Annotated in this window: 15 protein-coding genes; 8 read left to right on the top strand and 7 right to left on the bottom strand. The window is 66.3% G+C overall.

All coding sequences use genetic code 11. The annotated features are described in order from the left end of the window. Positions 1–117: 117 nt before the first annotated feature. Genes surE through Q8M85_RS22050 form a run of 3 tightly spaced genes read left to right on the top strand, consistent with a single transcriptional unit; the run spans position 118 to position 2,805 of the window. Positions 118–903, top strand: coding sequence for a 5'/3'-nucleotidase SurE (gene surE / locus Q8M85_RS22060; protein WP_305548791.1), 786 nt, complete (start codon positions 118–120; stop codon positions 901–903). Then, positions 900–1,583, top strand: coding sequence for a protein-L-isoaspartate(D-aspartate) O-methyltransferase (locus tag Q8M85_RS22055; RefSeq protein ID WP_305548789.1), 684 nt, complete (start codon positions 900–902; stop codon positions 1,581–1,583). The genes surE and Q8M85_RS22055 overlap by 4 nt, the downstream gene beginning before the upstream one ends. Before the next feature lie 55 nt (positions 1,584–1,638). Then, the gene (locus tag Q8M85_RS22050) at positions 1,639–2,805 is read left to right on the top strand and encodes a peptidoglycan DD-metalloendopeptidase family protein (RefSeq protein WP_305548787.1); all 1,167 of its coding nucleotides are present in this window, start codon (positions 1,639–1,641) and stop codon (positions 2,803–2,805) included. Between the two features lie 75 nt (positions 2,806–2,880). Here Q8M85_RS22050 and Q8M85_RS22045 read toward each other — a convergent pair whose 3' ends face one another. The 5 genes from Q8M85_RS22045 to Q8M85_RS22025 are packed head-to-tail and all read right to left on the bottom strand — an operon-like array spanning position 2,881 to position 6,786. Next, positions 2,881–4,155 (bottom strand): hemolysin family protein, encoded by a 1,275-nt coding sequence (locus Q8M85_RS22045; protein ID WP_305548784.1) that lies wholly within the window; start codon positions 4,153–4,155, stop codon positions 2,881–2,883. A 51-nt stretch (positions 4,156–4,206) separates the two neighbouring features. Then, on the bottom strand, positions 4,207–5,046 hold the full coding sequence (locus tag Q8M85_RS22040; protein WP_305548782.1) for an ATP-binding protein: 840 nt from the start codon (positions 5,044–5,046) through the stop codon (positions 4,207–4,209). Then, positions 5,043–5,960 carry a twin-arginine translocase subunit TatC gene (gene tatC / locus Q8M85_RS22035; protein ID WP_305548780.1) on the bottom strand — a complete coding sequence of 306 codons (918 nt, stop codon included), beginning with the start codon at positions 5,958–5,960 and terminating at the stop codon, positions 5,043–5,045. Before tatC ends, Q8M85_RS22040 begins: the two co-directional genes overlap by 4 nt. Continuing rightward, complete coding sequence (gene tatB, locus Q8M85_RS22030) at positions 5,957–6,547, bottom strand: Sec-independent protein translocase protein TatB (protein ID WP_305548777.1); 591 nt, start codon at positions 6,545–6,547, stop codon at positions 5,957–5,959. The genes tatC and tatB overlap by 4 nt, the downstream gene beginning before the upstream one ends. A 26-nt stretch (positions 6,548–6,573) precedes the next feature. Beyond that, a complete protein-coding gene (locus Q8M85_RS22025; protein ID WP_305548775.1) occupies positions 6,574–6,786 on the bottom strand; it encodes a twin-arginine translocase TatA/TatE family subunit in 213 nt (70 codons plus the stop codon). A 171-nt stretch (positions 6,787–6,957) separates the two neighbouring features. Between Q8M85_RS22025 and Q8M85_RS22020 the strand changes: the two genes are divergently transcribed. The 3 genes from Q8M85_RS22020 to Q8M85_RS22010 all read left to right on the top strand — a co-directional run bounded on the left by Q8M85_RS22020 (position 6,958) and on the right by Q8M85_RS22010 (position 8,455). After that, the gene (locus tag Q8M85_RS22020; protein ID WP_305548773.1) at positions 6,958–7,311 is read left to right on the top strand and encodes a YafY family protein; all 354 of its coding nucleotides are present in this window, start codon (positions 6,958–6,960) and stop codon (positions 7,309–7,311) included. A gap of 139 nt (positions 7,312–7,450) precedes the next feature. Further along, entirely contained in the window at positions 7,451–7,750 is a 300-nt protein-coding gene (locus tag Q8M85_RS22015) for a hypothetical protein (protein WP_305548771.1), read from the top strand. A gap of 21 nt (positions 7,751–7,771) precedes the next feature. Then, positions 7,772–8,455, top strand: coding sequence for a YafY family protein (locus tag Q8M85_RS22010; protein WP_305548768.1), 684 nt, complete (start codon positions 7,772–7,774; stop codon positions 8,453–8,455). A gap of 191 nt (positions 8,456–8,646) precedes the next feature. Here Q8M85_RS22010 and Q8M85_RS22005 read toward each other — a convergent pair whose 3' ends face one another. Beyond that, a complete protein-coding gene (locus tag Q8M85_RS22005) occupies positions 8,647–9,732 on the bottom strand; it encodes an ABC transporter ATP-binding protein (RefSeq protein ID WP_305548766.1) in 1,086 nt (361 codons plus the stop codon). 165 nt (positions 9,733–9,897) lie between these two features. On the opposite strand from Q8M85_RS22005, the gene Q8M85_RS22000 reads away from it, so the two are divergent. Next, positions 9,898–10,389, top strand: coding sequence for a hypothetical protein (locus Q8M85_RS22000; protein WP_305548764.1), 492 nt, complete (start codon positions 9,898–9,900; stop codon positions 10,387–10,389). On the opposite strand, the gene Q8M85_RS21995 is transcribed toward Q8M85_RS22000, so the two are convergent. Next, on the bottom strand, positions 10,370–11,146 hold the full coding sequence (locus tag Q8M85_RS21995) for an SDR family oxidoreductase (protein WP_305548761.1): 777 nt from the start codon (positions 11,144–11,146) through the stop codon (positions 10,370–10,372). The two genes, Q8M85_RS22000 and Q8M85_RS21995, sit on opposite strands and share 20 nt — an antisense overlap. A gap of 103 nt (positions 11,147–11,249) precedes the next feature. Here Q8M85_RS21995 and Q8M85_RS21990 point away from each other — a divergent pair, with 103 nt between their 5' ends. Beyond that, positions 11,250–12,845, top strand: coding sequence for a peptide chain release factor 3 (locus Q8M85_RS21990; RefSeq protein WP_371135337.1), 1,596 nt, complete (start codon positions 11,250–11,252; stop codon positions 12,843–12,845). Positions 12,846–12,897: the final 52 nt, after the last annotated feature.

Below are 12,897 nucleotides of genomic sequence, written 5' to 3'. Positions count from 1 at the left end.
CGCTGGGCACGCCGAACCCGTGCGACGAGGAGACGAAGTCGAACGAGGAGCAGCCTTTGCCTTGAAGCGCCCCCCGGGCTCGTCTAATCAGGGGCAAGTCCGAAGGAACCCCCACCCATGCGCATCCTGATCACCAATGACGACGGCATCAACGCGCCGGGGCTTGAGGTGCTGACCGAGATCGCCACCGAAATCGCCGGCCCAAAGGGCGAGGTCTGGACCGTCGCCCCCGCCTTCGAACAATCGGGCGTCGGGCATTGCATCAGCTATACTCACCCGATGATGATCGCCGAGCTTGGCCCCCGCCGCTTTGCCGCCGAAGGCTCGCCGGCCGACTGCGTGCTGGCGGCGATCTACGATGTGCTGGATGGTGCCAAGCCCGATCTGGTGCTGTCCGGCGTGAACCGGGGCAACAACGCGGCCGAGAACGTGCTGTATTCCGGCACCATCGGCGGCGCGATGGAGGCGGCCTTGCAGGGAGTGCCCGCGATTGCGCTGTCGCAGTTCTTCGGGCCGGACAATGCCAGACTGGCCGATCCGTTCGAAAGCGCGCGGGTGCATGGGGCGGGCGTGGTGCGGGCGCTTCTGGACAAGGGCATCTGGACCACAGGCGACTACCGCAGCTTCTACAACGTCAACTTCCCGCCGCTGCCTGCCGCCGCGACCAGGGGCATGATGGTCGCCCCCCAGGGTTATCGCCGCGACACGGCCTTCAGCGTCGAGCCGCATATCTCGCCCTCGGGCCGGAAGTTCCTTTGGATCAAGGGCGGGCACCAGCATACGCCCACCCTGCCCGGCAGCGATGCGGCGGTGAACCTGGACGGCTATATCTCGATCACTCCGATGCGCGCCGACCTCACGGCGCATGACCTCCTCGCCGACCTGCAGGCGAGCCTGGCATGACCCAGGGGCCGGAGGATCAGCCAACCGACCCCGGCACCTCCGACCAGCTTGCCGAACGCAAGATGCGCTTTCTGTTTGCCCTCCGCTCGCGCGGCGTGACCGACACCCGCGTCCTGACCGCGATGGAAAAGATCGACCGCGGGCTTTTTGTCCGCAACGTCTTTGCCGACCGTGCCTATGAGGACATGCCGCTGCCCATCGCCTGCGGCCAGACGATCAGCCAGCCCTCCGTGGTGGGCCTGATGACCCAGGCATTGCAGGTGAACCCGCGCGATACGGTGCTGGAGGTCGGTACCGGGTCGGGTTACCAGGCTGCGATCCTGTCGCAGCTGGCGCGCCGGGTCTACACCGTGGACCGCTATCGCCGCCTGGTCCGCGAGGCGGGAGAGCTGTTCCGTCAGCTTGATCTGGTGAACATCACAGCGATCACCGCCGACGGGTCGCACGGGCTGCCGGACCAGGCGCCCTTCGACCGGATCATCGTGACGGCGGCGGCAGAGGACCCTCCCGGCCCGTTGCTGGAGCAGTTGAAACCGGGCGGGATCATGGTCGTTCCGGTGGGCCAGTCCGACGCCGTGCAGGCGCTGATCAAGGTCACACGCACCCAAAGCGGTTTTGATTACGAAGAACTTCGCCCAGTGCGCTTTGTCCCACTGGTCGAAGGGCTCGGGTCCGAGTAGACTGCGGCCCCAGAAACCGGGTCAACCCGGACAGGCGATCATCAGGCGGGACCACATGGCAAAGACTGGCAGACTTCGCGCAACCCTGGTCATGGGCGCAAGCGCGCTGGCGCTGGCAGGCTGCATGGACACCGGGAACCTTGACTGGGACCTGCGGTCCGGTCGGGGCGACACCTCGGAAGCGGCGCGGCAGGCCACGGCTGCAGCACCCTTGCCGGACGGCAACGGGATCATTTCCTACCCCGATTACCAGATGGCCACCGCCCGGCGCGGCGAAAGCGTCGCCAGCATGGCGGGCCGCCTGGGCATGAACCCTGAAGATCTGGCGCGCACCAATGCGCTGCGCCCGACCGACCCCTTGCGTGAGGGTGAGATGCTTCTTCTGCCCAGGCGCGTCGCGGCGGCACCCCAGCCGGCGGTCATCGGCGGGTCGGCCCTGCCCTCGGGCGGGGGTGTGGACATCACCTCGATCGCCACCACGGCGCTGGATGCCGCTGGGCCGACGCCGGTTGCCAGCTCTCCGGTTGCATCGAAGCCGGCCACGGGCCAGCCCCTGACCCACCGCGTCGCCCGCGGCGAGACGGCCTTTACCATTGCGCGGACCTACAACGTCTCGGCCAAGGCGCTGGCCGACTGGAACCAGCTTGGCGCCGACATGGCCGTGCGCGAAGGCCAGACGCTGATCATCCCGATCGCCACCGCTGCGGCCCCGAACCCGGAGCCGGTGCCGACAGCGCCGGGCGCGGGCAGCCCCACACCCGAGCCACCCTCTGCCAAGAAGCCGCTGCCGGACGAGAAGACCGAAGCCGCGGCGACAAAGCCCAAGGCCACTCCACCCTCGCCCGATCTGGGGGCCGAGAAGACCACGTCGTCGAAGATGGCGATGCCGGTCGCGGGCAAGATCATCCGCGGCTATGACGCGAAGAAGAACCAGGGGATCGACATCGCGGCCGCTGCGGGCAGTTCGGTGAAAGCAGCGGATGCAGGGACGGTGACCGTGATTTCTTCGGACACCACCGGCAAGGGCATCGTCATCATCCGCCATGCGGGCGACCTGCTGACGGTCTATGTCGGCGTGAACGGTATGGTGGTGAAGAAAGGCGACAAGGTGAAGCGGGGCCAGGAGATCGGCAAGGTCGCGCCCGGCGATCCGGCCTTCGTGCATTTCGAGGTGCGCAACACCTCGAAGCAAAGCTTCGACCCGGTGGGCTACCTGCAGTAAGCGGCCCACCGCCACAGGTCTTGCGCAGAGACCGGGTCCGAGGAGGAGACGCAGTCGAACGACGAGGTGTCGCGGTCAGTCGGTGACCCGCCCCACCAGAACCTTGTCGATGCGGCGGCCGTCAAGGTCGATCACCTCGAAACGGTAGCCTTCGACCGTGAAGGTCGCACCCAGGTCGGGGATCTGGCCCATCTGGTGCAGGACCAGTCCCGCCACAGTGTCGTATTCCCCGGCCATCTCACGCGGCAGGCCAAGCCGGTCGCAGAATTCGTCCACCGGCATCCAGCCCGCCACGAGAAAGCTGCCGTCGGTGCGTGCGACCATCGCGGGTTCGTCGGCTTCGGAGGCCGCGACCGCGCCGGTGATCGCCTCCAGCACGTCGCCAGTGGTAAGGATACCTTCGAAGTGGCCGTATTCGTCATAGACCAGCGCAAAGCGATGTTCAGACTTTTGCAGGATTTCCAGGACATCCAGCGCCTCGGAGCGGTCGGAAACCACCGGCACCTCGCGCACCAGGGCCTTGATCGACAGGCTCTCGCGCCGCGAGACCGTCTGGAAGGCATCGGTCAGCAGGACGATGCCCACGACCTCGCCCTCGGCATTGGCGACGGGCATCCGGGGACGGGCGACCTTGCGGATCGCGGCCACCGCCTCGGCCCCGGTGGCGTCGAGGGGCAGCATCTCCACCTCATGCCGGGGCGTCATCAGCGCGCGGGCAGTGCGGTCCGAAAGGCGCATCACGCCCGAGATCATCTCACGTTCCTCGGTTTCAAGAACCCCACCCTCATGCGCTTCGGCCAGAAGGACGTGGACCTCTTCCTCGGTCACGCGGTTTTCGCTGGTTCCGCGTTGGCCCAGAAGCCAGAGCAACAGCTTGCCCGACTTGTCCAGAAACCAGACCAGCGGCGCGCCGATCACCGAAAGAAAAGTCATCGCGGGGGCCATGCGGATGGCCACGGCCTCGGGGTCGCGCAGCGCGATCTGCTTTGGCACCAGTTCGCCCACGATTAGGCTGACATAGGTGATCGCGACCACCACGCCACCGACACCCAGCGTTGCGGCCCAATCGGCGGGCACGCCCTGCCCCACCAGCCAGACCTGCAGCCGAAGGCCCAGCGTCGCCCCTGACAAGGCCCCCGACAGGACGCCGACCGCCGTTATCCCGATCTGCACCGTCGAGAGGAACCGCCCCGGATGTTCGGCCAGCCGAAGCGCCATACGCGCGCCGCGGCTTTTGGCTTCCAGCGACTTAAGCCGACCGGGCCGGGCGCTGACGATGGCAAGCTCGGACATCGCAAGGACTCCGTTCAGGACAATCAGGGCCAGAATGACCAGAAGTTCAGTGAGCATGGTCCTACCGGGGTAAGGCTGGGGGAATTCGCGGGCAAGCCGGAAAACCGCTCACAGGCGGAGGCGCACCCCTTCGCGCGCGGCAAGATCGCAGAAGAACTGCCAGGCCACCCGGCCAGACCGCCCGCCACGTGTCGCCTGCCATTCGATCGCCTCGGCATGCAGGCGCTCGTCAGGGACATTCACCCCATGCGCCGCGCAATAGCCGCGGATCATTTCCAGGTAATCGTCCTGGCTGCACGGGTGGAACCCCAGCCAGAGGCCGAAACGGTCCGACAGAGAGACTTTCTCTTCCACCGCCTCGCCAGGGTTGATCGCGGTGGAGCGTTCGTTCTCGATCATGTCACGCGGCATCAGGTGACGGCGATTGCTGGTGGCGTAGAACAGCACATTCTCGGGCCGACCTTCGATTCCGCCGTCAAGCACGGCTTTCAGCGACTTGTAGTGCTGGTCGTCATGGCTGAACGACAGGTCGTCGCAGAACAGCAGGAACTGGTAGGGCGCGGCGCGCAGGTGGGACAAGAGACGCTGGACCGATGGCAGGTCCTCGCGGGAAAGTTCGACGATCTTGAGGTCATGGCCTTCTGCGCGGACATGCGCATGGACGGCCTTTACCAGCGACGACTTCCCCATCCCCCGCGCGCCCCACAGCAGCGCGTTGTTTGCGGGTAACCCGGCCGCGAAGTGGCGGGTATTCTCCAAGAGCGTATCGCGCGAGCGGTTGACGCCAACGAGCAGGGACAGATCCACGCGGCTGACATGGGTCACCGGCTCCAGTCGGTCGGGCGCGGTGTGCCAGACGAAGGCCTCGGCGGTGAAGTCCGGGGCGGGCATCGGTGCCGGGGCCAGGCGTTCCAGCGCGGCGGCGATCCGGTCCAGGGGATCGGTCACACCTTGGTCTCCCCGGTCTTTTCCGGGTCTTCCTTGTCGGTCTCGTCGTCCCAAAGACCCTCGGCCCGCAGCTCCGCCTCGCGCCGCTTCTCGATCCGGCGGATCAGGAAGATCGACACTTCGTACAGGGGATAGACCGCGAAGAAGAGGATGAGCTGGCTCATCACGTCGGGAGGCGTGACCAGGGCGGCCACGATCAGGATGACGACGACGGCGTACTTGCGCATGTTCCCAAGCCCGGCCGAGGTCGCGAGCCCCGCCTTGCCCATCAGCGTCAGAAGGACCGGCAACTGGAAGCAAAGTCCGAAGGCCATGATCAGCTTGAGGCTGATGTCCAGCGTCTCGTTCACCTTGCCCTGGAAGACGATCTCGATCCCCTCGCTTGGTGCGGCGGGCACGATGGCCTCGGCCCCTGTGCCCGAGGAAATGCCCGGCAGAAGCGCGGTCACGACCGAAAAGGCATCTGCGAAGCCCAGAAAGAAGGTCATCGCGATGGGCGTGACCACGTAATGCGCAAAGGCCGCGCCCAGGAAGAACAGGACGGGCGAGGCGATCAGGAAGGGCAGGAATGCCTGCTTTTCGTTGCGGTAAAGGCCGGGGGCGACGAAGCGCCAGAGCTGGTAGGCGATGACCGGGAAGCTGACCATGAGCCCGGCGACGACCGATATATGGACCAGCGTGAAGAAGTACTCCTGCGGCGCGGTGTATTGCATCACCGGGTTCGGATTGCCCAGGTCGCGCATAGCCGTTTCGATCGGCTGCAGCATGAAGTCCAGGATCGGCTCGGCCACAACAAAGCAGAGAATCATCGCCACCAGGAAAGCCCCGACCGCCCAGATCAGCCGGTTGCGCAGTTCGATCAGATGCTCGACCAGGGGGGCCGAGCTGTCCTCGATGTCATCCTTGGTGGTCATTCTGCGTCCCCGGCCGGGATGTCCGGCTTCTTGCGGCGGCGGCCCGGTGCCTTTGGCTCCGGGGTCGTAGCCGCGGTCTCTGGCTGCGACAGTGACCGCAGCTTCGCCGACGCCTCGTCCAGCACCGCCTTGCGCGCCGCCTTCTTTTCGTAAAGCGCCGCCGTGGCAGGCCCGGTCAGGGCGCCCGGCGCGGCGGCGGGTGCCGCTTCGGCTGCTGGTGCGGCCGCAGCTCCCGGAGACATCGCTGCGGGCATCGGCGGGGGCGTCATCGGCGGCGGGGTCAGCGGCTTGGTGGGCACCGCAGCGTTCTTCATCGGGTCCCACTTTTCAAACTTGTCCGCGGCCGATTTCACCGCATCAAGCCCCATTGTCTTGGGCGAGGCGACCTTTCTCAGGTCATCGGCCACGTCCTTGACACCCGACTCCTTTGCCGCCTGCTCCATCGCGCGGCTGAACTCGCGCCCCATCGAGCGGATCTTCGCGGTGAAGCGACCCAGCTCGCGGAACATGCCGGGCAGGTCCTTCGGGCCGATGACAATCAGCGCGACGATGCCCACGATCAGAAGCTCGGACCAGCTGAAGTCCATCTTGCGTTCCCTTCAGACGAGGTCGTTCAGACCTTGTCCTTCTCGGCCGGGGTGACATCCTTGGCCTCTTCGGCCTTGGCATCCTCGATCTCTTTCGAGCCGTCGCTGACGCCCTTCTTGAAGGCGGTGATGCCCTTGCCGACTTCGCCCATCAGGCTGGACACCTTGCCCTTGCCGAACAGCACCAGGAGCACGACCGCGATCAGCAGAAGCCCCGGCAGACCGATGTTGTTGAACATGGAAGAACCTCCGTATGCGGCCCCGGCGCGGGGCCATGTCCTGTCTCTGCTGTCTGATTACGCCCCTCTCGCTGTCGCTTCCAAGACCCAAGCCGCTTGCGCGGGGCAGTCAACTGACAGTATTTTGTCAGTAAGGTGGGCAATATTGCCCACCCTACCCCCGGATGACCCATGAAACGCGACGCCCGGCTATACGACATCGTCCAATCCCTGCGCGACGGGCGGCTGCACACGGCGTCCGAACTGGCCCAGCGACTCGGGGTCTCGACCCGCACGATCTGGCGCGACATGGAGATGCTGGCCGCGACCGGGCTGCCGGTGGAAGGCGAGCGCGGCCTTGGCTACATCCTGCGCTCGCCCCTGATGCTGCCGCCGACGATGCTGACGCCCGAAGAACTGGAGGCTCTGGTCGAAGGGCTGCGCCACGTCGGCCAGGAGGGAAACCCAAGGGCCAAGGCAGCGCGAAGCCTTCTGTACAAGGTCGCAACCTTGCTCCCGCAATCGGGGATCGAGACCGAGGCCTAGGCTGGGAGCCCAAGATCCTTAAGCAAGGATTCTGACAAGTTTCTTCCTGAAGAAGTTTGGCCTGGCCCCGCCGTTGCTGACAGACCCGTGTCAGTTGCCCCTTGCCATACCCACCGCATCGCAACCCAAGGAGTTCCCGATGCGCGTGATCGAATATGTCACCTTCACCCTTGTCCCCGGCACGGGCGAGGCTGCCTTCCTGTCCGCCGCCCGCAGCACCGAGGCGCTGGTCCGCAGCCGGCCCGGCTTCGTTTCGCGCCGCCTGTCGCGGGGGCCGGATGGCCGCTGGACCGATGCCGTGACCTGGGCGAGCCTAGCCGAGGCCGAGGCCGCCGCCCAAGCTGTGATGGCCGACCCCGGCTTCGGCCCGTTCATGGCGCTGATCGACGGGCCGTCAGCCGCGATGCGTCACGAACACCTGGCCTTGACGCTGGACTAGGCGCCAGCCCACCCTGCCGCCATGCGCCGCACCGACCGCCTGTTCGAGCTGATCCAGATCCTCCGCGACGGGCGGCTGCACACCGCCCGCGACATGGCTGCGCGGCTGGAGGTTTCGACCCGCACCCTTTGGCGCGACATGGCGACGCTGATCGCTTCGGGTCTGCCGGTCGAGGGCGAACGCGGGGTGGGCTACATCCTGCGCGAGCCGGTGACCTTGCCACCCCTGACGCTGACCCCGGATGAAGTGCAGGCCCTGACACTGGGCCTCCAGCTGGTGACGCGGGCGGCCGACCCATCCCTGGCCCGGGCGGCAGACAGCCTGCAGGCCAAGATCGCGGCGGTGATCCCCGCGCGTCTGCTCGAGGGCGCGGGACAGGCGACCTGGGTCTTCCCAGGCGCCGAAGCTCTGGCCGCCGCCCCGCATCTTCCCCTCCTCCGCCGCGCGATCCGGCTGCAGGAACGGGTGCGGCTGGCCTACCGAACGGCCGAGGATCAGCGCAGCGAACGGACCGTCCGGCCGCTGGTGCTGGAATTCTGGGGCCGGGCCTGGACCCTTGCCGCCTGGTGCGAGGCGCGCGACGATTTCCGCAGCTTCCGCGTCGACAGGATCGACGGCCTTGCGCTGACCGGCGAGGTCTTTGTGCAACCACCGGGCCGTGATCTGGTGGCCTGGCGTTTGCGCCATCCCGGTCCCCCGGACTGAATAGGCGCAGGGGCAAGGCGGGAAGAGGGCTTTGCGTCGAAATCGAAGATCAACCGCGAGGGCCAGGGTGTCACCGGCCAGCCGCCGTGGGGCCGGGAGGGGACGGGAGGCGGCAGAGACCCCGGCCGAAGGGACTTCCAAGCTGGCGGTCCGCCACGATCCGGGGCCGCCATACCTTCGGGATCGCTGCTTCAGTTGGCCGCGAAGACGAAGCAGCGGTCCCGCCGGATCATCAGCCACAGGACGGTCCCGGGCTTCGGCAGAAACACCCCAGGGACACTGGCAGTAAGCTTCGCACCTTCGAAGTCCATCGCGAAATCGACCAGGCTTTCGCGGCCCAGATAGCGGCTGCGCAGGACCGTGCCGCGGGCGGGAGTGCCATCTTCCGGCGTCGGATTGGGTCCCCTGCCACCCCGGTCGAAGTCGATCCGCAGGTGCTGGGGGCGGATCACGATCTCCACCTCACCACCGTCAGAATGGCCGGGGGTCAGGAAGGCGCCGAACGGCGTCTGGGTCAGCGCACCCTTCGACACGCCCCGGATCACGTTGATATCGCTGAAGAAGGCTGCAGCCGCCTTGTCGACGGGGGCGTTGTAGACGTTGTAGGGCGCGCCCTTCTGCACCACGCGTCCCGCCCGCATCAGGGCGATCTCGTCGGCCATCCGCATCGCCTCGTCGGGTTCATGCGTGACCAGCAGAACCGCAGCGCCCTCTTCCTTCAGCAGCTCCAGCGTGCGGTCGCGGATACCGTCGCGCAGCCGGTTGTCGAGGCCCGAGAAAGGTTCGTCCATCAGCATGACCTTGGGCTTCGGCGCCAGCGCGCGCGCCAGGGCCACGCGCTGCTGCTCGCCCCCCGAAAGCTCGTGCGGGTGCTTGGGGCCAAAGCCGGAAAGGTCCACCTTTTCCAGCAGTTCCCCCACCCGCCGCGCCTTTTCGCCCCGGTCCACGCGCAGCCCGAATCCGACATTCTCGGCCACCGTCAAATGCGGAAACAGTGCGAAATCCTGGAACATCAACCCGACCGAGCGCCGTTCGGGCGGGACATGCACGCCGGGACCGGCCACGATCTGACCCTCAAGCAGCACCTCGCCCGCATCGGCCCGTTCCACGCCCGCGATGATCCGCAGCGTGGTGGACTTGCCGCAGCCCGAGGGGCCCAGAAGGCAGGTGACCTGCCCCGCCGCAACCGCCAGCGACACGTCGTCCACCACCCGCCGGCCCCCGAAAGAGCGGACCAGATTTCGAACCTCAAGCCGGAGGGGAGTGCTGTCGGGCATTGCATCCAAGAGTTTTGCTCAGGTTTCTCTAGCAGCGCCCTGCTGTCGCCACAACCGCCTGCCCCGCGTCGCATGACCGCAAAAATGGCGCAAACTGTCCACGATTTGCACAGAATGTCTTGCTATGGCGAAACTGTTTTCATTCCTGGACAGGAAGGTCCGGCCATGTTGTTTCGTCCGCTTGCGCTTCTGTGCGCCATCGCGATCCTTGCCGGGCTGTTCCTGCCCTGGGTCACCACCCCGCTTGGCGCCAACATTGCCCCCTGGGACGCGCTGCCGGGCCTTGACCGCGCCCTGATCGAAACCTTCCTCACCGAAGCTCCGAACGAAGTGCGTCTTTTCCTGCTGTCCTTCGTCCTTGCCGCGCTGTTCCTGCTGGTGTCACTCATCGGGCTGGAGAAACGCTGGCTGGCCTTCCTGACCGGCGTTTGCGTCGTGGGCCTTGCGGGGATCACCGTCTGGCGGTCGCGTGAGGCACTGGGGCTGGTTCCGCCGCAATGGACGATGGAGGAGGCCAACCGGCTGTTCCTTCTGGCAAACGACGTGCTGGGCACGGGCGGATGGGCCTGGGTCGGCGGCGGGGCGCTGATGCTTCTTCTGGGCGTCTTCGACCCCGGCCGGGCCAAGCCGCGCGTGGCTACAGCGTCGCGTTGGTAGCACCGCCGTCCAGAAGGACGTTCTGCCCGACGATAAAGCCCGCGTGCTGCGAACAGAGGAACGCGCAGGCCGCGCCGAATTCGGATGGCGTGCCGTAGCGCCCCGCCGGGATGGTTGCAGCGCGTTCAGCTATCGCCTCTTCCATGCTGATCCCCCGTGCCTTGACCACCGCCGTGTCCAGCGCGATTGCCCGATCGGTCGCATGGATGCCGGGCAAGAGGTTGTTGATCGTGACGCCCTTTCCCGCGACCTGCCGCGAGGTGCCCGCGACAAAGCCGGTCAGCCCCGCGCGCGCCGAATTCGACAGGCCCAGGACCGCCACGGGCGACTTGACGGAAACGCTGGTGATGTTGACCACCCGCCCCCAGCCCTGTGCCATCATCCCCGGCAGCACCGCCTGCATCAGCGCGATGGGGGTCAGCATGTTGGCGTCCAGCGCCTTGATGAAATCCTCGCGCGCCCAGTCGGACCACATGCCGGGCGGCGGGCCACCGGCGTTCGTCACCAGGATGTCGAAGGGCCCGTGAGCCAGCACGGCGGCCCGGCCGTCCTCGGTGGTGATGTCGGCGGCCACGGTGGTCACGTTGACCTGATACCGGGCGCGCAGGTCATGCGCCGCGGCCTCCAGCGCCTCGGCCCCGCGGGCGTTCATAACCAGATCAACGCCAGCGTCGGCCAGTGCCTCGGCGCAGCCCCGGCCCAACCCCTTGGACGAGGCGCAGACCAGCGCCCGTTTTCCCGCAATCCCCAGATCCATGCGCATATCCTCCTGCTTTGACGCAAAGCCTAGCAGCCACACCTGCAAGGGCAAGACGCCCGATCTGTTGCGGCGAACCCCGCCGCGCGCTATGGGGGGCGTCATGTCGAACCGCGCCCCCCTTCCGCCCGAAATCGCCCGCCGCCGGACCTTTGCGATCATCTCGCACCCCGACGCCGGCAAGACCACGCTGACCGAAAAGTTCCTGCTGTTCGGCGGCGCGATCCAGATGGCAGGCCAGGTCCGCGCAAAGGGCGATGCCAGGCGCACGCGGTCGGACTTCATGAAGCTGGAACAGGAGCGGGGGATTTCTGTTTCGGCCTCGGCGATGTCCTTCGATTTCCGCCAGTATCGTTTCAATCTGGTGGACACCCCCGGCCACTCTGATTTCTCGGAAGACACCTACCGCACGCTAACCGCCGTCGACGCCGCGATCATGGTGATCGACGGGGCGAAGGGCGTGGAAAGCCAGACCCGCAAACTGTTCGAGGTTTGCCGCCTGCGCGACCTGCCGATCTTGACCTTCTGCAACAAGATGGACCGCGAAAGCCGCGACGTGTTCACGATCATCGACGAGATCCAGGAGAACCTGGCGATCGACGTCACCCCGGCAAGCTGGCCCATCGGTGTCGGTCGCGATTTCGTCGGCGCCTATGACCTTCTCCACGACAAGCTGGAGATCATGGACCGCGCCGACCGCAACAAGGTGGCGGAATCGATCAAGATCAGCGGCGTCGATGACCCGAAACTGGCCGAACACATTCCGGCGGAGCTTTTGGCGAAGTTCCACGAAGAGCTTGAGATGGCTCGGGAACTGCTGCCCGCGTTCAATCGCGAAGCCTTCCTCAACGGCTCGATGACGCCGATCTGGTTCGGGTCCGCGATCAACTCGTTCGGTGTGAAGGAACTGATGGACGGCATCGGCGAATACGGGCCGGAACCCGAGCCGCAGAAGGCCGCCGAACGGCAGGTTGATCCGTCCGAACCCGCCGTCACCGGCTTTGTCTTCAAGGTCCAGGCCAACATGGACCCCAAGCACCGCGACCGGGTGGCCTTCGTGCGCTTGGCAAGCGGCCACTTCGAACGCGGCATGAAGCTGCACCATGTGCGCACGAAAAAGCCGATGTCGATCACCAACCCGGTCCTGTTCCTGGCCGCCGACCGCGAACTGGCCGAGGAGGCCTGGGCCGGTGACATCATCGGCATCCCGAACCACGGCCAGTTGCGGATCGGCGACGCGCTGACCGAAGGGGAATCCCTCCGCTTCACCGGCATCCCCAGCTTCGCGCCAGAACTTTTGCAATCCATTCGCGCGATGGACCCGATGAAGGCCAAGCACCTGGAAAAGGCCCTGACCCAGTTCGCCGAGGAAGGTGCTGCCAAGGTCTTCAAGCCGATGATCGGGTCGGGCTACATCGTCGGCGTCGTCGGCGCCTTGCAGTTCGACGTGCTTGCCAGCCGGATCGAGCAGGAATACAGCCTGCCCGTCCGGTTCGAGGGGTCGAACTTCACCTCCGCCCGCTGGATTGCGGGCGACAAGGCCGAGGTGGAAAAGCTGGTCAACGTCAACAAGGGCCATATCGCGCATGACAGCGATGGCGACCTTGTCTTCCTGACCCGCCTGCAGTGGGACATCGACCGGGTGGTCCGCGACTATCCCGGCGTCAAGCTGACCGCGACCAAAGAGATGATGGTCTGAGGTCGGCTTGACCCCCCGGAAGCCCCGCCCTAGCCTGCAGCGACCCAAGGGG

Source organism: Tabrizicola sp., assembly GCF_030694085.1.
Classification (GTDB): Bacteria; Pseudomonadota; Alphaproteobacteria; order Rhodobacterales; family Rhodobacteraceae; genus Tabrizicola.
This window is presented reverse-complemented; position numbering and strand designations above follow the sequence as displayed.